Consider the following 24919-nt stretch of genomic DNA (forward strand, 5'->3'; position numbering starts at 1 on the left):
GGCACATTGAGCACCTCAATGTAGCACATCGGGAATCTCAATGTAATACATCGGGAAAGTGTAGCAAGCACTTGTTCCTGCACCATGCGGAAATGTATAAAAAACAACCAAACAATTCTACGATTATGAAGCAATTAATAGTTATAAATAAAAGGACATTAGGATTAATTGCATGTGCCTGGCTGTGCGTGAGCATAGCCGGCGCACAATCTCGCAGTCTGTCACTCGAAGAGGCTATCTCTTTGGCAAGGAAGCAGAGCGTTGATGCCTCTGTGGCACTCAACGAACTGAAGACGGCGTATTGGGAGTACCGCACATACAAGGCGAACCTTCTGCCGGAGATGAACTTCTCTGCCAGTCTGCCTGACTACCGGAAGGCGTACAGTGCTTACCAGCAGGATGACGGCTCATATACTTATGTGCGCAACAATTATCTGAACATGCAGGGCGAACTGAGCATCGACCAGAACATCTGGCTGACGGGAGGCAAACTGTCCATAGCGACCTCACTGGATTTCATGAAGCAGCTTGACGGGACAAAGGACCGCCGCTACATGTCGCTGCCATTGGCTATCACTCTGCAGCAGCCTGTCTTCGGTGTGAACTCTATAAAATGGGACCGCCGCATAGAGCCTGTGCGCTATCAGGAGGCGAAGGCGGCGTTCATTTCTGCCACGGAGGATGTGACAATAAAGACAATAGACTATTACTTCAACCTTCTTCTTGCAGGCGAGAACGTGGGAATCGCTGAACAGAACCTGCGCAATGCCGAGAAACTTTATGAGGTGGCGAAGGCTAAGAGGGAGATGGGACAGATAAGTAAGAACGACCTTCTGCAAATGGAGCTTAATGTGCTTGACGCGCGTTCCTCGCTGACGGGCTACGAGAGTGCAAGGAAGAGTTCGATGTTCCGCCTGCAATCGTTCCTCGGACTGGAGGACAACGAGCAGATTGTGCCTGTCGTTCCCGACACTCTTCAGGCGATAGAGCTGAGTTATGGCGAGGTAAGGGAGAAGGCGCTGCGGAACAACTCTTTCGTGCATAACATACGCCGCCGGCAGTTGGAGGCGGACTATGCTGTGGCAAAGGCGCGCGGCAACTTGCGCCAGGTGACACTCTTCGCACAGGTCGGTTTCACCGGCACTGCCCGTGATGCCGGCGATGCTTACCGCAATCTGAAGGACAACCAGGTGGTGCAGTTAGGCGTGAAAGTGCCGCTGCTTGATTGGGGCAAGCGGCGCGGAAAGGTGAAGGTGGCGCAGAGCAACAGGGAGGTGACACTGAGCCGGCTGAAAAAGGAGACCATGGAGTTCAATCAGAACCTATTCATCCTTGTCGAACAGTTCAACAAGCAGCAGGAACAGCTGGACATCGCCAACCGTGCCGACGAGATAGCTCGCAAGAGGTACGACACAAACGTTGAGACTTACATGATTGGCAAAATCTCCACTCTTGACCTCAACGACTCGCAGACGACAAAGGACGAGGCACGGCGCAAGCACCTGACCGAGATGTTCTACTATTGGTACTACCTCTATCAGATACGCAGCCTCACCCTGTGGGATTGGCATCACAACACCGGCATCGATGCCGATTTCGAGAAGATTGTCAAAGAATGAGTTGTCGCTCGAAGAATAAAAGAGTTTAGTATCTCGAAGAACTAAAAGAAACAAAAGAATTTCTCCTTCGTGGAACATGAGCAAGACCACAAAAAGGCGAAGCGGATTCTTTTTCTTCTTTTATTTCTTAGAGCAACTCTCAACTTAGATAAATACCCTCGAAGAATACAAAGAAACAAAAGAATTCCTCCTTTGCGAAACATGAGCAAACCATACATATAGAAATAACAAAAACATCTCAGAAAGTGTGGCGGAGCCACAGCCCTCATAGTAACCTCCGGCTTCAGCCGTGAGGTCTCCGATAGTCCACACATAACGTGTGGCAGCGCCACACTCCTTTATGTCGGACATAGGATAGCACGAGCCTATCATAACGCACTATCTGAGTATACATAAAGGAGTGTGGTTCCACCACACAACGTTTGAGCGACTTTGTAACCCTCACGGCTGAAGCCGGAGGTTAGCATAAGGGCTGTGGCTCCGCCACACTTTCTGCAATATTTTTGCTGTATGGATAATATTGCAAAAACAAAGCGGATTCTTTCCGATACAAAGCATACAAAAAGGCGAAGCGGATTCTTTTGTTTCTTTCCTTTCTTCGAGACACTCCCCTCTTGGAGGAACACCAGCAGTGGTTTTCCACAGTATGATGATAACCAAAAAACATAGTATTTCCTTGCGTGCCTTGGATATTTTTATTAATTTTGCTGTATGATTCTGATAATTGACGATGACAGCGCGATACGCGCCTCACTGAGCCTTATGCTGAAACGCAGCCACCACCAAACAATCACGGCAGCCTCGCCAAAGGAGGCAATGGAGATTGTGAGGGAAAGGGATCTGCGACTGATAATGATGGACATGAACTTCTCCTACGCCACTTCCGGCGACGAAGGACTGACGCTGCTGAAGCAGGTGAAGCTGTTCCGTCCGCATGTGCCGGTCATCCTCATGACGGCGTGGGGCAGCATCGACCTTGCCGTGAAGGGTATGCAGGCCGGAGCGTTCGACTTCATCACCAAGCCATGGAACAACGTTGTCCTCATGCAACGCATAGAGACTGCGCTGGAAATGAGCGCAATGACCGCCGGCAAAGAGAAAGAAAATGCGGAAGAGGACTTTGACCGCAGCTTCATAATCGGTGAGAGCCGCGGGCTCATGGAAGCGATAGAGACCGCACGCCGCATAAGCAAGACCAACGCCGCCGTGCTCATAACGGGCGAGAGCGGCACAGGCAAGGAACTCATTGCGGAACTTATCCACCGCAACAGCCGGCGGAAGGACTCTCCGTTTGTGAAAGTGAACCTTGGCGGTGTGTCACAGTCATTGTTCGAGAGCGAGATGTTCGGACACAAGAAAGGGGCGTTCACCGATGCCGTAAACGACCGTAAGGGACGCTTCGAAATGGCTGACGGCGGCACGATTTTCCTTGACGAGATAGGCGAGCTGGACCTCTCGTGCCAAGTGAAACTGCTGAGAGTCTTGCAGGAACAGCAGTTTGAACCGCTTGGCGACAGCCGCACACGGCAGGTGGACATACGCATAGTGAGTGCGACAAACGCCGATTTGGCACAGATGGTGAACGACAAGAGTTTCCGCGAAGACCTGTTCTACCGCATCAACCTTATCACCATCCACCTCCCACCGCTGCGCGAAAGGCGTGAGGACATCCCGCTTCTCGTCAGGCATTTTGCAGCGGATGCAGCAAAGAGGAACGGCATAGCGCCGGCAGAATTCCCGGAAGAGACCATGCAGAGGTTTGCCGCCCTGCCCTATCCCGGCAACATCCGTGAGCTGAAGAACCTTGTGGAGCGTGTGGTGCTGGTGGGCGAAAGTGTCCTTGACGACATCACACTAACGTCTTTGCCGGAACAGTCAACGGGACTTCACGACATGGAACGCCAAGCCGTAGAGACTGCCTTGCGGAAATGTGAGGGCAACATCTCACAGGCTGCGGAGCTCCTCGGCATAAGCCGCCCTGCCCTCTACCGCCGAATGGAGAAGTATGGCATCAGCAAATAAGCCCTGTCCCTCAACGTCATCATGGCTCAACGAGGTTATGGCTCTAAGAACCAAAAGAAACAAAAGAAATTTTTCCTTATATGCACATCAACAGCTCATACTGTTGCAGAAAAGCACATCAGAGGTTGTGGCAGAGCCACACTTTCTAACAGATTCTCATTTGGGAAAGCATCTTGCAAAGGTGAAGCGCGTTCTTTTCCTTCTTTGAGTTCTTAGAGCCATGACCTCTTAGAGAAAACCACTCACCTTCGAGCAACACCAAGCAAAACAAAAAGACAAAGCCTATGTGGTATGCCATTGGAACAATAGCAGCAATCAACGCACTTATTCTCACCTATTACTATTTCAAAGTATGGAAACCCATGCGCACCATTGCCAACGGCATCGACCTTCTGCACGAGCAGGACTTCAGCAGCCGTCTTGCGCCCGTGGGCGAAAAGCATGCCGACAGGCTTGTGGCGATGTTCAACGAGATGATGGACAGCCTGAAGAATGAGCACCTGAAGCTGGAGGAGCAGAACTTCTTCCTCACCCAACTGATAAAGGTTTCGCCGATGGGCGTGGTGGTCTACGACTACGACGGCAACGAGACCATGCGCAACGCTGCTGCGGAACGCCTGCTGACAGAGGGAGGAAGCACACTGCAACGTGAGCTAACCGGCATGAGGCGTGGCGAGGAAACGACAATAAGGTTGAGCAACTCACAGACTTACCGCTGCTTCCGCATGTCGTTCACCGACCGTGGCTTTGCCCGGCAGTTCCTGCTGATAGAAAGCCTGACGGAAGAAGTACTGGCCACCGAACGGCATGCATACGAGAAGGTCATACGCATGATTGCCCACGAGGTGAACAACACCATGGCGGGCGTGGGCTCAATACTCGACACACTGCAGGAGCTAAGCAACGAGGAGGAGAAAGAGCTCATGGCGGTGTGCGTCGACCGCTGCCACTCCATGAGCCGTTTCATCACACGCTTCGCCGATGTGGTGAAGATTCCGGAGGCTGTAACCAAAGACACGGAGATACGCTCGTTCATCCTGAGCCGCAGCAAATTCCTTGAGTCGCTATGCTCTCCGCGCAACATACGCCTTGTTTTCCGTCTTGGTTATGACAACATCACCGCCCCTATCGACGAGTCTTTGTTTGAGCAAGTGCTCACCAACATCGTGAAAAACTCGGCGGAGAGCATCGGACAGGACGGCACAATAACAATCAGTCTTGAAGGGCGCACCCTCGAAATCACTGACAACGGCCACGGCATAAGTCCCGAAGTGGAACAGAAACTCTTCTCTCCGTTCTTCTCCACAAAGCCCGACGGACAAGGCATAGGACTGATTTTCGTGCGCGATGTGCTGCGCAAACATCATTTCCGCTTCTCCCTCCACACCGACCAACAGGACGGACTCACTCACTTCACGATACATCTTTAGCCTTATCACACGCAACATGGTATATCATAACGTATCATGTTGTATCTCAACGTATTAACAGCAACAAAACAAAAGGTAACACTTTGCATTGCAAAAGGTTACCTTTGACATAGTAAAAGGTAACACTTGACCGTGCCAAGTGTTACCTTTCGTTTTGCCACCAATACCTCCGGCAGTTCTTCCTCTGTCAATACACCTCCACCGCATCTATGCGCACATAAGTGCCGGTAGTGCCATAGACATTGCCTTTCTTGTCGCTCCAGTTTGATTTCAAGCCTGTTACCTCTATCTCCAGACGGTACGCGCCTTTCGGCAGACGAGGACTGACATAGCGGATACCGTCAGCCGGCACCTTGCTGTAAAAGTCTATCAGCTGCCTGTGGCGTTCATTCCCTTTGTTGTCAACTATCCTCACCAATGCGTATCCGCCGTCATTTGCCGTGCGGCCTTTTACGATTATACGGTTGTTTTTCTTTAGTTTGAGGGACAAAACTTTCACCGCGCCCTGCTCGCAGGACTGCCAATCCAACGGTTTCCTTATACCTGCAAGCTCCACAGCCTGACCGGTGAAAGGATTCCACACCTCTTTGTATTCCGGAATGGACAACCGTCCGTCCTTTGCTTGGATAGGCAGCCACACCTGAGTGGCAGCAGACCGCTGACGTGGGAAAGACCACCTGTCGCCCATATACATGTAACTCGTTGAGCCATTTTGCTTTACAGGAAGCACAAAGGAGCATTGGGAGTTGTAGGTGAGAGAGCCTTTCGGACAGAATTCTCCACGATAAGTCCAAGGGCCTGACAGGCTGGTGGCGGTGAAATACATGTTGTCATTGCGCTCCCAACTGGTGGTGTGAGACGACAACCAATAGTAGATGCCGTCCTTCTTCATCATGGCAGGCGATTCGCCCACACCCTTCTGTCCGCTTATGATGCACGAGTCGAGGGAGTGGAAATCCTCGCTGAAACGGTAGATGCTGCCGTGGTGCACAAGAAGATAGGCTCTGCCGTCGTCATCCGCAAACGAACCGATGTCCCAACGCCTTATCGGATTGCCTTTGTAGAGCAATGGCCCGCGGTACGTGTATTCGCCGTTCACGGTGGGACTTGTGGCATAGACCACGCACGGGTCTTTGTACCGCCTGTCGTCAGAATGCGCTATCATCACAAACTCCCCTGTCGTCGGGCAGCGCAACACCTTCGGACGCTCGCCGATGCGCATAGGCCCAAGCCGTCCGTCCTTCTGCATAGGCAGGGCGATACGTTCAAACTGCCAGTCCGTAAGGTTGTCTGACGAATAGCAGCTGAAGCCGTTGAAGACATTGGCACTGTCGGTTTTGCTCTCTCCGAACATGTAGTAACGCCCATTGTCATAGATGATGTTCACGCCATGTGCGTTCACCGTGCTGTCGCGCCGGTCATACCATGGCACGCCGTTGATCACCGCCGCCTTCTGCGCAAAAGATGCAACTGCTGCCACAAACATACAGGAAAGGATATAGATTTTTCTTTTCATATTGATAGTTTACTTTATGCAAAGGTAATATATTTCTATGAATTATCGGATGTTTTCTGCAAGATTGATTTATAAAAAAGTTATGAATTTAGGCATATCACCACTGTTTTTATGCCTACTTTATAAGCTATTACAGCCTGTACCACAGTTTTTTTACCCTTGGTACACAACTTTGTGGACCACAAAATTGTGTACCAAGATAAAACAATGACTATGGCAATGATATGCAACTACACAAATTTATATGCAAACACAGTCTTCACATATTCTATGAAATGAGATAAAAGGAGACCTCTCATTTTATGAAAGGTCTCTTTTTGCATGGCCAATCGCATACCGGCACGGCACTCGAGAGCCTTGTCAATGGCAGAGTGTATCTCATCAGCGCGGTAACCGGTGCATTTATAGACATAGCGTCCGGTCTTGTCGATGACGAGATAGGACGGCCAGCCGGTGAAACCGAACTTTGCAAACAGTTCATGCGACTGCTTCGGAGTCATGCGGTAGTGGTCGCCGTCCATGCCGCTCGCCATGTTGCGCCAAGTGTCTTCGGGCGATTTGTCGTCCGTCAGGTAAATGAATTTCACGCCTTTATCCTTGTATTTCGCCTTCATTCCGCTGCTGTCAAACTGCTTTATGGCATGGCGGCATGGACCGCACCATGTGCCCCAGAAATCTACCATAATGACTTTTCCCTCGTATGCCTTGCAGATGTCGGCGAGGAAGTGCTCGCCGTCGGTTGATGGCGTCTCGTAGATAGTGAAGTTGTTTTCCTTCTTGCGTTCCTCCAATGTTTGGCGGAGCTTCTCGTTCTTCTCCGTATAATATTCGCGTATCACTGGATTGCTGAGTTTCGCCAGCATCTCATCGGTCAGAGGAGTGTCGGTCTCCAGCACACGGCTTGCCTCGGCTGCTTCTATGCCGTCGAACAGCGCGCCTTTATCTGTGCCTAAATGTGTTGTGCGATATTCATTCGCATACTGTTTTATTTGAGCTTTAAGAGCCTCAATTTCTTCGGAGGCAATAGTCTCGCCGACCTTTTGCTTCTCATTTATCGGCTCTGACAACTTTTTCATTCTTTCCACAAATAACGAATCGGAGAAATGAGCAAACTCAAAAGAGTTTATCACACTGTCGAACTCTCCGCTATATGCCATCATCATGTTGTTGGTGTCCAGTTCCTTGTGCATCAGGATATTCTCGTTGCCCATCCTTGCACCCTGTCCGATATATGAGGCAGGATATTGTACGTTTTGTATGACAACAGCACGTTCATGCAGCCTCATCACCTGCTTGGCACGCTCGCCAATGCGCAATGTGTCTATGGCTTTCATTTTCTTGTCCGTCCATTCTTTCCGCTGCTTCAGGAACTCCTCCACACTGATTGTCTGCCCTTTCTTAGGCAGTGGCATACGGTTCCACATCACCATACGCGCCTCCGGGGTAGTGATTCCATTGTTGACATCCGCCAGCGGACCTTGACAGTGCAGACTGTTAAGGTCCGGCACGGCGGTACGGTTTCTCACATTCACATACCGGCTTCCGTCCATACGATGAGCGTTTTCCGTCAGGTCAAGTGTCACACGGCAGGTGTCGCCCTCCGTCAAGACAAGCATGCCGTACCAGTTGCCTATGTACGCATAAACACTTTGGTGGGTGGCGTACATAGGCACATCAACGCAGAATGAGCCGTCGGGCGCGATGTCGATGTAAAACTCCCTTGCACTCCAGTCTATGGCAGAACGCAAGAAGCCTTTAATCTCCATGTTCATTTCCGGACGGTAGCCTACGATGCGTCCCGCCAATGTACCTTTTCCGTTACGCCATTCGGGCATTGCGAGCGGCTCTTTGCTCTCGGTTATATCGTTATATTCTGTGATTTTCCCTTTCTTCCTCTTGCCGGTAGATATGCCCCAAATCTGGAAATCCCCTTTCGCTGTACCTTCAAGGAAATCAAACTCGCTCACTTTAGGGTCGATCGGCTCAAACACAAGTGCAAACTTCCTTGTGCCTGTCGAATCGACTTTCTCTCGCGCATCCGGTCTCAGGTTCTGCGTTCCTTTCAGCACATATTTCTTTCCGCCAGCCTGCAGCCAGCTCCCTTTGGCTATTATGAACCACCAACCCGGATTTGAATAGTATGTGCAGCGCATCACAGTGGCAGTGTCGCTCAGTTCCAGTTGGTCAATCTGCAGCTGCGGAGTTGTTGACACATCATACCATGGGTTCTTCACCACTTTCGCTTTTGCACTTAGCTGTGTCGTCACAGCTATCATTGCGATTAACAACAATAAGATTTTTCTCATAAGATAGTAATATGTTAGTTTTGCACTGTAAAAAGAGACACCTAAAGCTCTTTTTACAGTAAATGTTTTCTGTGGTGGCATATTTCACATTGTCTCTTTTTCCCTAAGCAATCCACGCACCTCCATAAGTGCGAACCCAAGGAGGTTTTCCCCTTTCCACAGCTTAGGGGCGCAGGCATCAGGATTATTGGCATCAAGACCGATGCCCCAAATCTTATCGTAAGGGCTTGCCTCAACGAGGACTTTGTCACCGGTGGAGAGGAGAAAGTCGCGGAGTTCCGGATTTTGTCCAAACTTATGGAGGTTGCCATTCACAACAACTTGTGACTTTTCCATGTCCCAAAGACGGGCATCGAAATCCTTGACCACACGCCCAAGTTTCTTTATTTCCCGTGGGTCGTCAGTGGCAAGAATCTGCTCACGAACCTCATTGTCACCCATAAGGCGCGCCTTTTCCGCCATCATATACTGCTCTGTGGATGAGTACATCTGACCGTCAACCCCAAACTTGCATGGATACCACTGGCTGAAACATGCCTTTGTCACCACGTTAGGAGCGGAGCGATGTCCCCAGAAGAAGATGTATTCATGAGGACTGGAACAGGAAATGAGGTCTTCTTTTGTCATAATGTTACTTTATTAATTTGATTCATTGTGATTATGACGCAAAAATACTGTATTTTCCTGACATATCAAAATTTTATCAAAGAAACATGACATATTATGCAAAAAGTCTATAATAATATTCCTTCACCAGCTGCGCCGAAGGTACTACCGCTCGGAAAACACAAATAAAATTTGGTTTTCTCTCGACTTATTCGTACCTTTGTCCAAAGTTATGAAAATATCCGGGACATGAACATAAAAACAAACAAGAAGGCTGTAATCATTGGAGCGACCTCCGGCATAGGTATGGAGGTGGCAAAACTATTGGCACAACAAGGTTGGGAAATAGGCGTTGCCGGACGACGCATAGAGCGGTTACGGCAGTTGCAACAGGAGAGTCCTCGGATTATGGCGATAAAGGAAATCGACATCACTGATGAGGATGCACCAAAGTTGCTGGAGGAACTTATCGCTGAATTGGGAGGCATGAACCTTTATTTCCACAGTTCGGGCATAGGATACCAAAATGTCGCACTTGATGCTGACAAAGAAATGGCAATCGTTGCCACGAATGGCATGGGATTCACACGTATGGCGACGGCGGCTTTCAACTATTTTGCCGCTCATCCTGAACGCAAAGGGCATATCGCTGTGATAAGCAGCATAGCAGGAACAAAAGGGCTTGGCGCATCCCCTGCCTATTCCTCAACAAAGCGTTTCCAAAGCCATTACATGGAATGTCTTGGGCAACTGGCGCATATCCGTGGGCTTGACATTGCATTCACCGACATTCGTCCGGGCTTTGTCACCACAGAACTGATAGAAGGCTGCAATTATCCTATGCTGATGGATGCTACGAAGGTGGCACGCAAGATTGTCTCCGCCATAAGCAAGAAGAAGCACAGCATAGTCATTGATTGGCGCTACCGTATCCTTGTCTTCCTTTGGCAGCTTGTCCCCGGGTGGCTGTGGAGGCGATTGAAGATAAAGAGCTGACGCTGCATTTATAAAAAAATGTCCGCAATTTCTTTGTACAATGAAATAAAAAGGCTATCTTTGCATAAGATAAGCTGCACCTCAGCAATAAAAGCAAGCTCTTGCTGCATTCGGTTGGCATTATCTTTGCATAAGATAAGCTGCACCTCAGCAATAAAAGCAAGCTCTTGCTGCATTCGGTTGGCATTATCTTTGCATAAGATAAGCTGCACTTCGGCAAACTATATTGCTTTATCCTTTTACAAAAAAATATAATTCTTAGACGCTTATGGCACCATTCGTTGAAGAGGCAAAATACATTAATCCGTATACTGATTTCGGTTTTAAATTGCTGTTTGGCACAGAATGCAACAAGGAATTTCTCATAGAATTCCTTAACGCACTGCTGCCTATGGAGCAGAAAATACAAGACATCACATATCTCAATCCCGAACAACTTGGCGACACAGCAGCGGAAAGAAAATCTGTTTTCGATGTTTACTGTCATTGCGATGACGGAAGCTATGTTATTGTGGAGATGCAAAGAGCGCCACAAGCGTTCTTCAAGGACAGATGTGTCTACTACTCATCCTTCCCTATACGCCATCAAGGAAAGAAAAGTCAGTGGGACTATAAACTGTCCGCCGTCTATACTGTCGGTGTACTTGACTTTAAGTTTGATGACGATGAGGAATACTATCACCATGAGGTGCAACTGGTTGACAAGGCTACAGGCGAGGTGTTCTATGACAAACTGACATATGTCTTCCTTGAAATGCCTAAGTTCAAAAAGGACATCAACGACTGTGAGACTATCATGGACAAGTGGCTTTTTGTCCTGAAGAACATGGCACGCCTGCTTGACCGTCCTATAGAATTGCAGGAGCGTGTCTTTGAGCGTCTCTTCCGCACGGCAGAGATTGCCAAGATGTCACGCGAAGAACTTTTCAGTTACGAAGAGAGTTTGAAGAACTATCGTGATTGGAGAAGCACTCTTGACAAAGCCGCGGATGAAGGGCACTCCATAGGACTTGCCATCGGACTTGAGAAGGGATTTGAAAAAGGAAGAGCGGAAGGACTTGAGAAAGGACGTGAAGAAGGTAGAGCGGAAGGAAGAGCGGAAGGAAGAGCGGAAGGAAGAGCGGAAGGAAGAGCGGAAGGAAGAGCAGAAGGAGTGCGCGCCACTGCCATTCAAATGCTGTCATTGGGTCTTGACCATGAAACAATATCAAAAGTATCAGGACTAACAATTGAAGAAATAAAAACATTAGACAAATAAACAACAATTATACAAGCTTACAACAAAGGGTAATTATTGGAGGCAGAATCTCTGATAATTATCCTTTACACATCATCTAACCTATGGAACAGAAAATAAACCAAGAAGAACAGATACTCATAAGAATCACAGGTCAGGACCGTCCGGGACTCACTGCGTCGGTCATGGGAATATTGGCGAAGTATGGTGCACAAATCCTTGACATCGGACAGGCTGACATCCACAGCACACTGTCACTGGGCATCCTCATCAGGACTGACGAGACACTTTCCGGACAGGTGATGAAGGAACTGCTCTTCAAGGCAACAGAACTGAACGTGAACATCAGATTCTCACCTGTGACTGATGAAGAGTATGAGGATTGGGTAGGCAGACAGGGAAAGAACCGATACATCCTCACACTTGTCGGCAGGCAACTAACCGCACGACAGATTGAAGCTGCTGCAAAAGTAATTGCCGGACAGGGGCTTAACATCGACTCCATACTGCGCCTTTCAGGACGTGTAAGCATGAAAACTCCATGCAAGAACTCTCGCGCCTGCATAGAGTTCTCGCTCCGTGGCACTCCGAAAGACCGTTCTGCCATGCAAGGCGAACTGATGCAGCTCTCGGCAGACATGGAGATAGACTTCTCCTTCCAGCATGATGACATGTACCGCCGAATGCGCCGACTGATATGCTTCGACATGGACTCCACTCTCATACAGACGGAGTGCATCGACGAACTTGCTGCGCGTGCAGGCGTTGGCGACAAAGTGAAGGAAATCACCGAGCGTGCCATGCGTGGCGAAATAGACTTCAAAGAGAGTTTCACAGAGCGTGTGGCTCTGCTCAAAGGTCTTGACGCTTCAGTAATGCAGGATATTGCCGACAACCTCCCTATTACAGAAGGTGTGGACCGTCTGATGTCTGTCCTGAAGCGTTGTGGATACAAGATTGCCATACTTAGCGGAGGATTCACATTCTTCGGGGAGCATCTGCAAAGACGCTACGGCATCGATTATGTCTATGCCAACGAACTTGAAATCGGCAGTGACGGAAAACTCACAGGCCGTTATGTCGGTGAGATTGTCGACGGTCATCGCAAAGCAGAGCTTCTGCGCCTTATAGCACAAGTGGAAAAGGTGAACATCGCACAGAGTATTGCAGTCGGCGACGGAGCCAACGACCTCCCGATGCTTAGTGAGGCCGGCCTCGGCATTGCTTTCCATGCCAAGCCGCGTGTTGTGGCAAACGCAAAACAGAGCATCAACACCATAGGCATTGATGGCGTGCTCTATTTCCTTGGATTCAAGGACAGTTATCTGGGAGAATAATAATTGTTGCCGGAAACAGGCAACAATTCCGGAAAACTCTCAACAACCCAATTTATTATAATATGAATCAGGGTGTGCCGTGATTATTTCATCAACGACACACCCTGATTTTATTTATTGCCAATCACTATTACTTGACAATCTCCTTGACAATGCTTCCGTCAGAGAGTTTGATAATGTTCAAGCCCTTCTTTGGAGATGTCAGACGGCTACCGTCAGCACTGTAGCGCGCCACTTCCTTGACATCAGCACTGCTTCCTGCAACATTCTCAATGCCTGTGGTAGTTGCATCCTTAACAGCAGCAGTCTCTGTGTTTGTCACCCACAGTTTGTCATAGAGGTTCTCATTGGCCGGCTTACGGCTGATGAATGCCACAACGTGCATTTTATCCTTATTCCATGTACTGTTGAGAGTGGCACTGTAAGTGTTCTCATAATTGCTGCCCCTCATCTTTATTGCATCACCATAAGGATGAGTCAGGACCTTGCGCAGTACGTTGTCATGAGTGAAGTTTGTTATCCACCTGCCCTGATTGAGCTGCTTGGAAACAAGACCATCCTCTGTAAGATAAACAGTCAGAGCAGCATTGTTGCCAACAAACTGTGCGAATGTTTCAAGAGTTTCTCCCGATACTGTTATGTCAAGTTTACGTGTTGCCTCATCATACTTTGTGTCAAGCTTGATAGAAGCCAGCGCAGGAATCTCATTTGTGTAGTCAATAATAGAACTGAGATATTCCACAGCATAATCGGTATAACTTGGGGCAAAGCCAAGACTTATCGCCAAAGCATCTTCTCCCGGCAGAAGCACACGGTTGAAAGAAGCACTTGGGAAACCCATTGTCTGGAATCCGGCAATATAGTCACCTTCCTCTATGGTGTAAATGTCTTTTCCTGACTGCATATCACCATGGACGGAAACCCATGCTATGTCGTCACGTTTGGTAACAAGCTTCTCAAGAACATTGATACCAAGCGGGCAATATGTGCAATACTGTGATGTGAAGTGCTCCAGAAGCTGCTTTTGGCGTGGCAGGCTCTCTGCATATACATTGAATGGCACAGCAACTGTATTTCCTGTTGTCACAGCCTCACCATTAATTTCTTTCACATAAAGTGAGACATTATGCTCTCCAACTGTTGCGTCAGCAGGTATGTCCAGCATTCCCTCGAAAGCCATAGCGTTGTCTTCAAAAGCCGGATTGGCATTTGGAATTGTCTCAACTTCCTTGCCGTCAAGAGCAACTCCCAAAGTGAAACTTGCCGGAGTTTCCTTGCCTTCGCTAAATATTGTGGCTGCATAAGAAAGCTGCTTGCCCGGCTTGACAAACGGTACAGAATACATATTCCCAAGCTGAAGGTCGTGAAGTGGGAAGCCTTCCTCTTTTTCAACGATACACTGCACACTGAGATTACCATAGCTCTCAGCACCAATGTTATACCAACCTGTTCCCTGCCCCAAGTTGCCATATACGAATGTCGGCCAAGCTGCAGTTCCGGCATTCACGAAAGACAATGGGAAACAGGCATCATCGTAATACTGTCCGTCATTGGTGTTGACCTGAGTGTACTCAAATCCGACAACGTATGCCTCCAATCCCTTCGCATCAATGACATAAGGAGTTGTCAGCTCGACAGTGTTCCAGCCTGCCACAGTATTCTCCACATCCTGAGAAACAAGAGCAGCACCGAAACTACCGTCCGGATAGAACGGATAGATGAACACACGTGAAGCACCTACCGGACAGCAAAGACCGAAACGGATGCTCTTAATCGTTGCACCATTAAACTTGCTGCCTTCTGTGATAGGCAGATATGTTGCCGCCATCAGTTTACCAGGATACTTTGGAAGTCCTATACCGTTTGTTGCAATGTCATCAGTGGCATAGTTTCCGTATATCATCTCGTTGTCAGCAAGCTGAACCTTTTTCGGAGCTTTCCTCTTGCCGGGCATCTCCGCCTTTAGCACCCCCGTTTTCTGTCTCTCGACGATTCCGGTTTCAGCCTTCATAGCCTTGAATCCGGAAACCTTCTGCGCGCTTACACCGCCTGCAATAAGCAGGACAGCAGCCAATGCGAGTAGAGTTTTTCTCATATTCATTTCCTTTCTTTTATAATTAATTGATTAGTATATATATGCTGCACTTATTTCACAACCTTTTTCATGCCGACACGCTTGCCGTCCTTCACAGCCTCCAGCAAGTATGTTCCTGAAGCAAGCCCCTGCACAACGGTATTGTCAGCACCCTTGACAACAGTCTTTCCTGTGATGTCGTATACATTGAAAGAAGCTGTTCCGTCAGCTGTAACACCGCTGATAGCAGTCTTGTCGCCATAGATACAGTTAACTGTCACCTCCGGGCCATAAGCCTTGAAAGCATACTTGAAGTTAGGGAACTTGCCGCTTCTTGTCATGACTTTGAGCTTAACAGCGATGGTAGCAGTACCGTACTGTCCCTCTCCTGCCGGAATCCACTCTGTCGCGAGGTCTTTTTTAGCATTTGCCGCAATATTACCGTTTCCGGTTGTAAATGATCCTGTCACACCGGAGATGCACTCCTGTGGGAAGCAAACCTGAAAACTGCCGTTTGGAAGGCTCTTTACAGATACTTCCGCAGCCAAATAAGCCTCAGCATTGGTTGTGTTCTCCACCGACAGGCCTGTAGAAATAAAGAACCCTTCACCAAATGGGTCTTCTGTGATTTCGGAAACATTGATTGTGCTTCCATTGGCAACCGGATTTCCGTTTGCATCCACAAAGCGGAAAGTGTTGTCAATCTCTTGTGCCTGCATGCCTGCTGCCATGACAGACAAGAGCACTGTAACAACGAATTTCAATTTCTTTCTCATTATTGTTTTGATTATTCAGCCGGCTGTTCCGGCTCATTGTTTATCAGTTTTGTTTTCGTAACCTGCTGCACACCGTTATCATTATAGATAAAAGCTACCACAGACATATTCTCCAGTTTCCATGCGCTGTCTATCGTTGCAGTCCTGCTGACACTGCGTGTCTCGCCTTCTGCAAGATTGAACTCTTCACCCCATGTGCCGTTCACAGCCATGCGAAAAACGTGGTTATGAATATAGTTGGCATTTGCAGAGCCGTCAGGCATAAGCTGCATGGCAACGATACCGTCCTCCACAAGCCATATCTGCAACATTCCGTCAACCTTCTCCGCACTGAGTGCACTGACATCAACCGTGAGTTCACGCGATGCCTCTTCATACGAGCAGGCGGCTTCGATAGCAACAATCGAAGTCTGCTGTATCTGTTCATATACAGCCGTCTGCCATTGGTCACTTGTGTATGTGCCACCGACACGCCCGACACGCCCTGCCGGCAATGATGGCGAACCTGCTGCAGCATAGTACTCGTCGCCTGTGGCTGTGCGCAGACCTGTCACCTTGCCATTGGAGTTCACTGCCAGCGGACCGCCGTGTATTCCCACGGCAATGACATTATCCTCACCATACTGCTCCTGCAACTGTGCTATAACATCTGCCGCATTAGGGCAGTTGATGCACCGCTGTCCCGTGAAATCCTCAAGCAGAACACATCGTTTGACCTCTGCAGGCTTTACATATATCAGTCTGTCATTCTCGCCCACCGTGTCGCAAGACGCAACAGAGAGGCAGACAGCACCTAACATTGCATATAATATATTCTTAATTTTCATCGCTTATCAGAAGTTATAGTTGTAGGAAATGGTGACACCCCTGCTTGCCGGGACATAACGGCATACTCCTCCCGAGCAGTTGAAGCCTTCACGTGTACGCCCGTATCCCAACTGTATGCGGTGTGAGTTCTTGTTGAAGGTCACCGAACCTTGGTAGTAGTGGATGTTTGTCTCGCCACAGTTATACTCATCAGAGACACTTATCATCCAGTTTGGCAGCAGCGACAATTCCAGCAGACCGAACATCCAGTCGCCAAGGTCTTCAGCAGTACTCAGATACTGCGCCTCGGCACGCAATGTCATCTTCTTGTTTATCTTGTACTTTCCTTCTGCCACAAAGATGTCGGAATGAATCATTCCTCCCTCGCCCTCTACCGCAGTCTTGTTGTAGAACTGGTTCATGTACATAAGGTTGAGAGTGAACGCGCGTGAGAGCTTCTTCTCTATCTGCATGTTCAAGTCCTGATAGTAAGTGTCCGAGCCCCATTTCCAGAACGACGACTCATATCCGTCACTGCCTGCAGCTCCTGTGCCGCTGACTGTGCGGTTGATAGAACGGATATACGAGAAATTGAGTTTCACGTTAGTTCCATACTTGCCGCCCAACAGTGTCTTGCGCTTGAATTTATAGCCCATTGTCGCCTGATAGGCCCATTCGCCGTTCGGGCGTGTGGCATAAGGATAGAGTGCAGCAAGAGCATAGGTGTGGTCCATGGCGAATGCCGGAAGATGATTGATAGTCGATGACAGTCCGTGCTCAGAGCGTGTACTGTTGAAAGACATATTGTCGCTGCGCTTTGCCTGTAACAGCAAGCTCATGCCGCTCTTGGAATAGGAAGCGGAGAGCATCGCCACATGGCCGTTACGGTATATATAGCCGTTGTCAAACGTTGGGTCCTGCGACTTCTGCGCATACTCGGCAAGCAGGCGCAGACCGCCATGCTGTAGCATTGCCCTAACATCAAAGGCATTGACATTGCGCGGAAGGTTGAGCTTATGGGTCGCGTCAACCATGATGTCGTCCTTGCCCTCGTGCTTGTTCACAAACGATGCTCCAAGCATAAGGTATGTGGAGTTGTCACGCAACGGCTTTATCCACTCGTCCAGATTAATCTCCACATCGCCTCCGGAGACAAGAGCGTCATTGTAGCTCCAATAGTTGCGCTGGACTCCGGTCAGGGCCTTCAGGGTCACGCCACGGAGAGGTCTGACCACAGCCCTTCCTCCTAAGAGCGAATTGTCTATGCCGAGACTGCGCTCCTCGTAGGTGCGCAGAATGAATCCGGAACCGAACTGCTCATAGAAATTGCCCAATGTCAGCTCAAAGTTCTCCGTATGCAGCTTCGCATAAATATTGCCAAGTCCCCATCCCTTGAAATCCGGCTCGAATCCCGGCAGCGGATGCTCCAGATACTCAAGCCTCAGCCCTGCATCGACATACTTGCTCTGCAGGTTCACATCGGCATAAGTGTTGGTAAGCAGGTCACCTTCATACTTGCCCGTGCCTATCTTCTCGTCATCCTGCGGTATAAGGATATCGCTCTGTATGCTTCCCGTGACAACAACCTTCTTGTCACGGTTCTCCTGTGCCACGGATGAAACAGAGAGGCATACGGCAGCAATGAGTAATATGCTTCTTGTGTATAATCTCATCAGTATTGTTTTTCTGTGTTTCAAGGTTTTCATTTGCCAACAAGCTCCCTCACCTTCTCAATGAGTTCTGCCTCAGCGCCGTCCGTGTAGCCGTTATGCTTGTACACAATATTGCCCTTGCCGTCCACTATCAGCGTGTATGGAATCATCTGTATTCCAAGCGCACGCTTCAGGTCGCCGTTAGGGTCAAGGAGCACTTCGTAAGGCCATCCGTTCTCATCCACAAGAGGCTTTACCTTATGAATGTTCTGTGCCTGGTCGATAGATACGGCAATGAGCTTCACGCCGGTCTCCTCCTGCCATTCCTCATACACTTCGTTGATGGCTTTCAGCTCACGGTTGCATGGCTTGCACCATGTGGCGAAGAAATCAATGATAAACGGTTTCCCGTTGTTTGACAGTGTGTCTGTCCTGACAGTCTTTCCGTCCATACTCTTCAAGGTCACGGCAGGGAGCTGGGCAGCAGCCTCGTTAATCATGCCTGCAAGTGCCAAAATTGTTGCGAGAATAATTCTTTTCATCATGCTTTCATTAAAAAAAATATCCACAGGCGGCATACCGCAATACATGCCGCCTGTGCTTTTGTCTGTAAGAATAATCAGATTATATCATCACTTGATGACCTTACGTGTTGAAACTTTGCCGTTCTTCACTGTCTTGACCACATACACGCCCTTGTTGCATGCAGCACCGGCAGGAACAGCCTTACCTGTGAGGTCGTACATGGAGGTCACACTCTCGCCGGTCTCTGTCTCAGCAGCGTCGATGGCTGTTGATTCTGCTGTCGTGTCGATGACATAGCTCTCAAAATCTCCTGCACCTGTAACACCGAAGCCTATTATGTATTTTCCGTCAGGAGTGATGTCCACCGGAGTGTTTGCCATAAGGTCATAATCCTCAAGTGCCTTCAGTTTGCATACATTGCGAAGCAGTTTCGGCTGGCTTTCGCCTGCTTTCCATATCAGTCCCTCACGGCCTACCATTCCAAAAACAGATGTATAGCCAAGCATTGTGCCGTCATTGGTTATGCGGCCAGTCTCCACAGCCTGGTTTGCCTCAATGCTTTCCGTACCGTCGATGACAGCAATCTCCATCTGCTTTGTCTCGAGATTAAAGCGTGCCATGCGCACCTCACTGTAATCCCAGTCGCCACCCCACAGCTCAACCTGAAGCGCAACCCACTTGCCGTTGGCACTGATGCCGGTTGGATAGAACATTGTGTAAGGACGCTCCGCCGTATATTCCATGCCATCGTTGAAATAGTCCTTGCAAACCATGTCCAGCACATACTTGCCGTCATCGCCAAGATGCCAGACAATGAAGGGATAAACAGCCATGTTGTCAACGACAAATCCAATGACAGTCTTGCCGTCGGCTGAGATGTCAATAGCCTGTGTGCCGTTCACCTCGAAACCTATCTCCTCCGTGGTCGGTTCGGTAAGAGCAATAATCTCACCGTTTTTCCACACACAGGCGTGGGACATGTATGACTCATTGAACACACATCCGGCAACAACTGTGCCGTCAGCATTGATGCTTCTTGCCAGCGACATCGGATAGCCTTCTGCCAAAGGAAGCTTTGCTATCTTGCCATCGATACCGAATGTGGCGCCCTCATCACCTGTACTTACAGATGCCACACCATTGTCGGCAACGCCTTCGGCAGAACCCTCAGGGAGATTCTCGGCGTCCTCGACAACCTTGTCATTCTGCCAGTCCCATATAAAAGAGCTATAAGCTTCTGAATTCCCTGACACATACTTGCCATTGTCTGATATGGCAAGTGCCTGATATCCTCCGGGAAGAATCTTTATAGTTTGTGAAGAAACCATTGTCGCAAACAGTGCTGCGACAGACAGAGTAAAGATTTTTTTCATAAAGAATTGTTTTAATTAAATATTTTAAGTAGCTTTTTTATCCCAATTTGTAAGTTTAACTAACATTTATCTTACGAAACATTGCTTTTCAATAACTTTTTGCAAAAGTAAACCTTTTTTTTCGGGGGGGGGTAATTTTTTGCATATTTTTACGTTTGATTAACATTGTGTTTCGTATTAGAAAAAAATCTTAACCAACCTTAACGCTACACCTTATTCTGCACAGTTTCTTTACAGCATCATAAAGATTTGCGATGCAGGCATTCTTGTTCTCCTCCGTATGGGCAAGGCTTGCCTCATCAAAAGATTGGGTGAAGAAGAAACGAAAGGTAACACTTCATACTGCAAAAGGTAACACTTTGTACTGTAAAAGGTAACACTTTGTACTGCAAAAGGTAACACTTTGTACTGCAAAAGGTAACACTTTGTACTGCAAAAGGTAACCTTTCGCCAGGTCAAGTGTTACCTTTTGCCTGTTCGCCAATTATTGGTGTACGGAGCATTGCACAGAAAAATAGGGGCAACCAAGATTCTTAATATTCATCGGATAAGCACCGAACCCGACAGAATCACAACAAAACAATCAAAGGCAATATCAACAGAACTGCCATTATACAACAAAAAGCCTCCAAACGGAATTCCCGTTTGGAGGCTTTTATCATAATCATCAAATGGAGAAATGAATTACAGGATGTCGATTACAGGGACAACATCCTTGTCGTTGTACTCGAGGTTCTCGCCTGCCATACCCCAGATGAAGGTGTAGTAGTAAGTGCCTGCAGCTGCGTGGATAGACCACTCAGGTGACATGATGGCCTGCTCATTGTGGAGCCATACGTTACGGGACTCCTGCGGCTGGCCCATAACGTGGTCGATGGTCTGTCCTTCAGGAAGGTTGAAGTAGTAGTAAGCCTCGATACGGCGGCCGTGGGTGTGAGGAGGCATGGTGTTCCATACAGCACCCGGCTCAAGCTGTGTGAGACCCATCTGAAGCTGGCAAGGGCCTTCCTCCAGTGCGTCACGGACGATGAGCTTGTAGATTGTGCGTGCGTTAGCCTCTTCCTTTGTTCCCACAGGTCCCCAGACAGCTGCCTTGAGAGAGCCTTTGCGACCGTCGAGGGTCACCCACTGTGTCTTGTAGTTGCGGTGGGCAGTTGCGGAATTAAGATAGAACTTTGCAGGGTTCTTTGGGTCTTTGGAGCGGAAAACAACGCTCTTGTTGATGTCCTTGTCTTTGCCTATGTGTCCGCGGCCAACGTAGAGAGCCTCCTTTGGACCGAGGACATATTCCTTGCCGTCAACGAGTACGGAGCCTGTGCCCTGTCCGCAGTTGATGATGCCAAGCTCGCGGTTGTAAAGGAAGTATGGCTCTTTGATTGTCTTGTCGACGGAGAGTCCGAGAGCCGGGAAGTTCTCGAGTTTGAGTTCTTTGTTCACAGGCATTGCACCGCCGAAGATGAAGCGGTCGTACTGTGAATAAGTGAGGTTGATTTCGTCAGCTGCCATGACCTTCTCCATAACGAAACGCTCGCGGAGGGTCTTGGTGTCATAGTGCTTCACATCCTCAGGATGACAAGCTGTCTGGAAATAAACATTCTGCTGGGCAGAAGCGCCGAGTGCCATAACGGCAAGAGCGGCTGTCAAGAGAGTTTTTTTCATGTTTTATAATTTAGTTGGTATTATGTGTTTTGGGATGTCAGTTTTGACAATAGTGACAATAGTGACAGAGCTGACACTACTGACACTACTGTCAATATTGACAGAACTGTCAAAACTGACAATTATTTATTTCTTGTTTATACGCATATAGTTCCATGCAACGAGAGCAAGAGTAAGGGCGGTAAGGATTGCCGCACCGATATAACCGAGGAACTTGTTGCAAGCATAGATAAGCATTGACAATGGGCTTGACGCGAAGTCGAGAGCACCGGCCTGGAAACCTTCCGGCACTGCCACGGACGCGTCCTCAGGATGAGCCATGGCAACAGAATGAGCTGCGGAGGTGAAATCGCCTGCCATCCATGTGACGAAGTAGAGTCCTATGCCTACGACTACAAGGCCTACGATGAATGAGCGGAGGACATTGCCGTTGGTGTATGGGAGTATCATTACAAACACATAGAACATTCCGGCGAGTGATGCCAACGGCAGGAACTGGTTGCCCGGAAGGACAACGGCAAGGACGAGGGTCACAGGGATGAGGAGGAGTGACACCACGAGGGTTGTAGGATGACCAATGACAAGTGCAGGGGACATACCGATGTAGAGTTCCTTGTCTGCTCCGAACTTCTTTGCGATAAGTTCACGTGTTGCGTCAGAGATTGGTTTCAGACCTTCAATGAAGAGTGATGTGATACGTGGGATAAGCTCCATAACAGCACCCATCTTGATGCCAAGTCCCAAAGTTGCAGGGATGTTGTCGACAACTTCGTTCCAGTCCTTGCATGCAAGGCAGCCGATGATTATACCGATAATCACACCGAGGAAGAGAGGCTCACCGAAGAGACCGAACTTCTTCTTCATACCTTCGGAGTCGATGTTCACCTTGTTGATGCCCGGCACATAGTCAAGCCCCTTGTTGATGACAACGGCGAAAGGCATGAAGCCTTGGCAGAATGGCTGTGGAATGGAGATACCTTCCATGCCCGGATAGAACTTCTGGAATTTCTTAGCTGTGAGGTCAGCAAGCACAAGTGTGATTATGTAGCAGATGATGGCCGCGAAGAAGCCCCATGCGATGGAGTCGGTCATGAAATAAACGACTGCACCGATGAACGCAAAGTGCCAGTAGTTCCATAGGTCGATGTTCACGGTGCGTGTGCAGCCAAGGAGCAGGAGCACAAGGTTCACACCAAGGCAGACAGGTATGATGAACGAGCCTACGAGTGTGTTGTAGGCTACAGAGGCGGCGGCAGGCCAGCCCATGTCGAACACTTGAAGCTCAAGGCCGTAGATTTCCACCACCTTACCGAGGGCAGGACCAAGGCTTGAAGTGAGGAGGGCGGTGATAACTGAGAGTCCTACGAAACCGACTCCGACATAAAGGCCGCTTTTCAGTGCCTTGGAGAACTTGATACCGATACATACGCCAAGGATGGTGAAGATGACAGGCATCATCACCGCCGCGCCAAGACCGATAATGTAAGAGAATACTGATTCCATAAAGTATAGATGTAGTTTTTTGTGTTAGTTGCAAATGTCTGAATCCGATGCCTTATGCTTGGCAGCGACAGCTTTCCACTTGCATGGAAATGTTATTTTATCTCGACTTTCACAGGGTTATTGAGAGCCTTTCTCCAATCTTTAAGGTAAGAGAACCACTCGTCCTTGCCTGAGAATCCGAATGTCTCCATGTCACATGTCACCGCGAACCAATAGTGAAGGTTGTCGGTCTGTGTGCCGCAAACCTCAACATAAGCCTGATTGGGAATCTTCGGTGCAGGTGTTGCGTTCTTGTCTGTGAAATGGCTGTCACTCTTATAGTAAGGACTTGGGACGAAAATGCCCAGACCTACGGTATGAGTGTCATAGACTTTAGGATTGTTGCCGGCACATGCTGTTCCCCAGCATCCACGCAGTCCTGCCTTGTCGGAGAACTCCTCAGAGCCTTCCACAATGTCGACGATGCCTGTGGAGAGCGGTATGTCTGCCACGGTACGTGAGAATTTCACGTCCACCTGAACATCGCGGTGACCGGCATAGAGGGTGTATGTGGTGGTAATGCCAACAGGCTTGCAGCCTTTGTAAGGAAGCCAGCCTTTATTGGTTATGGCAAGGATGGTGCGTACCGGTCCTGTTGTGACAACGGTGTAGGTGCGTGTGCGGACATTCTCGAACATCACAGCGTTCTTGCCGTCCCAGCCATGAAGCGCGCCGCAGCCATAAGTCGTGCCTGTATAGAGCACATCATCGCCTGAGCCTGCCGCTTTCTGCTCCTTGGAAGGATAGAAATTTGTCTCGGCAATGTCGCAACGCAGCTGTTTGTGGCCATAATAGTCAAGGGACTGGCGGTGGTCAGCATAGACACGGAAGCCGACCATGTCGCTTTCCATCACCGGTCCGTGAGGGAAAATATACTGATAAGTGTTGCTTGTTCCCGGGCAGGTTACTGACTTCACCGGCAGGTGCTGAGGTTTGGATGCGGACTTGTTACGGTCTCTCATTGCCATTGCGCCGTAAGTCTTCATCTCATAGGTGCGTGGCTCACCTTCCGTGGAGAGGGTCACCGTGGCTGTAAGTTTCTCTTTTTTCTTCATGTCTGTGACAAAAGAAAGTTCATCAAACAGTCCGTCATCATTAAGGTCGTCCAACTGGCAAGGCACTTCCTTGCCGGCAATCATGACAACTGCCGAACGTACATCACTTGCCACCGGGACAACAACGGGAACAGCCTTACGCTCCATGGAGAGAGGATTGGCAAGGCGCACCGTTAGCTGCTTGTCCGCAGAAACGGAGATGGCAGCCGTTAAAACTGATAGTATTGTTAAAAATAGTCTGCTCATAGTCTTATTTTTAGATTCTCGGTCCAAGGACTATTCCATCAAGTTCCGAAGCCAATCCTGCATGTGAAAGCAGAACGTGTAACAGCTTGCAAAATGGAAAAATCCTATTATCACAAAGAAAAAAGCGGCAAGCAACGAGCC

General features: G+C 48.8%; 19 protein-coding genes. 6 read left to right on the forward strand and 13 right to left on the reverse strand.

Annotated features, from left to right (window positions below):
* Positions 1 to 125: 125 nt before the first annotated feature.
* From HPS57_RS08710 to HPS57_RS08720, 3 genes are all read left to right on the forward strand, one after another.
* Entirely contained in the window at positions 126 to 1619 is a 1494-nt protein-coding gene (locus HPS57_RS08710; protein ID WP_172182213.1) for a TolC family protein, read from the forward strand.
* A gap of 711 nt (positions 1620 to 2330) precedes the next feature.
* Positions 2331 to 3641 (forward strand): sigma-54-dependent transcriptional regulator, encoded by a 1311-nt coding sequence (locus tag HPS57_RS08715; RefSeq protein WP_172182216.1) that lies wholly within the window; start codon positions 2331 to 2333, stop codon positions 3639 to 3641.
* A 284-nt stretch (positions 3642 to 3925) separates the two neighbouring features.
* Complete coding sequence (locus tag HPS57_RS08720) at positions 3926 to 5071, forward strand: sensor histidine kinase (protein WP_253946519.1); 1146 nt, start codon at positions 3926 to 3928, stop codon at positions 5069 to 5071.
* A gap of 187 nt (positions 5072 to 5258) precedes the next feature.
* Here HPS57_RS08720 and HPS57_RS08725 read toward each other — a convergent pair whose 3' ends face one another.
* From HPS57_RS08725 to ybiA, 3 genes are all read right to left on the reverse strand, one after another.
* Positions 5259 to 6587 carry a family 43 glycosylhydrolase gene (locus HPS57_RS08725; protein WP_172182220.1) on the reverse strand — a complete coding sequence of 443 codons (1329 nt, stop codon included), beginning with the start codon at positions 6585 to 6587 and terminating at the stop codon, positions 5259 to 5261.
* A 230-nt stretch (positions 6588 to 6817) separates the two neighbouring features.
* Positions 6818 to 8893, reverse strand: a complete 2076-nt coding sequence (locus tag HPS57_RS08730) for a TlpA family protein disulfide reductase (RefSeq protein WP_172182223.1) — start codon at positions 8891 to 8893, stop codon at positions 6818 to 6820.
* 84 nt (positions 8894 to 8977) lie between these two features.
* Complete coding sequence (gene ybiA / locus HPS57_RS08735; RefSeq protein WP_172182225.1) at positions 8978 to 9520, reverse strand: riboflavin biosynthesis intermediates N-glycosidase; 543 nt, start codon at positions 9518 to 9520, stop codon at positions 8978 to 8980.
* 228 nt (positions 9521 to 9748) lie between these two features.
* Between ybiA and HPS57_RS08740 the strand changes: the two genes are divergently transcribed.
* Positions 9749 to 10495, forward strand: a complete 747-nt coding sequence (locus HPS57_RS08740) for an SDR family NAD(P)-dependent oxidoreductase (RefSeq protein ID WP_172182228.1) — start codon at positions 9749 to 9751, stop codon at positions 10493 to 10495.
* A gap of 8 nt (positions 10496 to 10503) precedes the next feature.
* On the opposite strand, the gene HPS57_RS08745 is transcribed toward HPS57_RS08740, so the two are convergent.
* Positions 10504 to 10671, reverse strand: a complete 168-nt coding sequence (locus HPS57_RS08745) for a hypothetical protein (RefSeq protein WP_172182231.1) — start codon at positions 10669 to 10671, stop codon at positions 10504 to 10506.
* A 92-nt stretch (positions 10672 to 10763) separates the two neighbouring features.
* On the opposite strand from HPS57_RS08745, the gene HPS57_RS08750 reads away from it, so the two are divergent.
* Positions 10764 to 11753, forward strand: a complete 990-nt coding sequence (locus tag HPS57_RS08750; protein ID WP_172182233.1) for an Rpn family recombination-promoting nuclease/putative transposase — start codon at positions 10764 to 10766, stop codon at positions 11751 to 11753.
* A gap of 83 nt (positions 11754 to 11836) precedes the next feature.
* Positions 11837 to 13069, forward strand: a complete 1233-nt coding sequence (serB, locus tag HPS57_RS08755) for a phosphoserine phosphatase SerB (protein WP_172182235.1) — start codon at positions 11837 to 11839, stop codon at positions 13067 to 13069.
* Positions 13070 to 13199: 130 nt separating this feature from the next.
* Here serB and HPS57_RS08760 read toward each other — a convergent pair whose 3' ends face one another.
* The 9 genes from HPS57_RS08760 to HPS57_RS08800 form a co-directional block, all read right to left on the reverse strand.
* Complete coding sequence (locus HPS57_RS08760) at positions 13200 to 15164, reverse strand: Omp28-related outer membrane protein (protein ID WP_172182237.1); 1965 nt, start codon at positions 15162 to 15164, stop codon at positions 13200 to 13202.
* Between the two features lie 50 nt (positions 15165 to 15214).
* Complete coding sequence (locus tag HPS57_RS08765) at positions 15215 to 15919, reverse strand: T9SS type A sorting domain-containing protein (RefSeq protein WP_172182239.1); 705 nt, start codon at positions 15917 to 15919, stop codon at positions 15215 to 15217.
* An 11-nt stretch (positions 15920 to 15930) separates the two neighbouring features.
* Positions 15931 to 16746 (reverse strand): Omp28 family outer membrane lipoprotein, encoded by an 816-nt coding sequence (locus tag HPS57_RS08770; RefSeq protein ID WP_172182241.1) that lies wholly within the window; start codon positions 16744 to 16746, stop codon positions 15931 to 15933.
* A 6-nt stretch (positions 16747 to 16752) separates the two neighbouring features.
* Complete coding sequence (locus HPS57_RS08775) at positions 16753 to 18399, reverse strand: DUF6029 family protein (protein WP_172182243.1); 1647 nt, start codon at positions 18397 to 18399, stop codon at positions 16753 to 16755.
* 29 nt (positions 18400 to 18428) lie between these two features.
* Positions 18429 to 18920 carry a TlpA family protein disulfide reductase gene (locus HPS57_RS08780; protein ID WP_172182414.1) on the reverse strand — a complete coding sequence of 164 codons (492 nt, stop codon included), beginning with the start codon at positions 18918 to 18920 and terminating at the stop codon, positions 18429 to 18431.
* A gap of 90 nt (positions 18921 to 19010) precedes the next feature.
* On the reverse strand, positions 19011 to 20276 hold the full coding sequence (locus HPS57_RS08785; RefSeq protein WP_172182245.1) for a hypothetical protein: 1266 nt from the start codon (positions 20274 to 20276) through the stop codon (positions 19011 to 19013).
* 684 nt (positions 20277 to 20960) lie between these two features.
* Positions 20961 to 21935 carry a 5-dehydro-4-deoxy-D-glucuronate isomerase gene (gene kduI, locus HPS57_RS08790; RefSeq protein ID WP_172182247.1) on the reverse strand — a complete coding sequence of 325 codons (975 nt, stop codon included), beginning with the start codon at positions 21933 to 21935 and terminating at the stop codon, positions 20961 to 20963.
* A gap of 126 nt (positions 21936 to 22061) precedes the next feature.
* Positions 22062 to 23438 (reverse strand): PTS galactitol transporter subunit IIC, encoded by a 1377-nt coding sequence (locus HPS57_RS08795; RefSeq protein WP_172182249.1) that lies wholly within the window; start codon positions 23436 to 23438, stop codon positions 22062 to 22064.
* 92 nt (positions 23439 to 23530) lie between these two features.
* Positions 23531 to 24778: a DUF4861 domain-containing protein gene (locus HPS57_RS08800; protein WP_172182251.1), complete on the reverse strand. Its 1248-nt coding sequence runs from the start codon at positions 24776 to 24778 to the stop codon at positions 23531 to 23533.
* Between the last annotated feature and the right edge of the window lie 141 nt (positions 24779 to 24919).

It is taken from the genome of Palleniella intestinalis, from assembly GCF_013166595.1.
Taxonomy (GTDB): Bacteria; Bacteroidota; Bacteroidia; order Bacteroidales; family Bacteroidaceae; genus Prevotella; species Prevotella intestinalis.